Annotated in this window: 1 pseudogene; it reads right to left on the bottom strand. The window is 36.8% G+C overall.

Features of this window, described 5'->3' with window-relative positions:
• A pseudogene (locus OM075_RS25775) lies at nucleotides 1–335 on the bottom strand (hypothetical protein); the annotation flags it as partial.
• Nucleotides 336–386 lie beyond the last annotated feature (51 nt).

Here is a 386-nt window from a genome sequence, read left to right as displayed (position 1 = left end):
AGTTTCTTGCCAGTAAAGTCAATATATACTTCTTTTCCTGCTTCATGTTCAAGTTTCATGGAGCCTTTTATTTTGGCATGTTTGCGCCTATAATGTTCCATGAACTGAGTGTAGGAATATGGTTTATCTACCTCATGTTTGTATTGGTTATAATGGTATTGAAATGTAAAACCGGGATGGTTTCTTGCCTGGTTTACTTTATCAAAATATTCCATCAATTGCGAAAACCTTCCATTGTCAATGGTAGTATGGGAAGTAAAAAGTTCCTTTAGCTTAGCATTGTCCATTTCCAGGAGTTCCTTAAAACGATAATCGCTGGCCTTAAAAAGCTTCATATAATCGTTTACCGTGTTCCGGTTGATTGACAGGAGTTCCCCTATTTTACG

Origin of the sequence: Plebeiibacterium sediminum (assembly GCF_026013605.1) — a bacterium.
Lineage (GTDB): Bacteria > Bacteroidota > Bacteroidia > Bacteroidales > Marinilabiliaceae > Saccharicrinis > Saccharicrinis sediminus.
The sequence above is the reverse complement of the archived record's forward strand: the minus strand, read 5'-3'. Positions and strand labels throughout refer to the sequence as shown.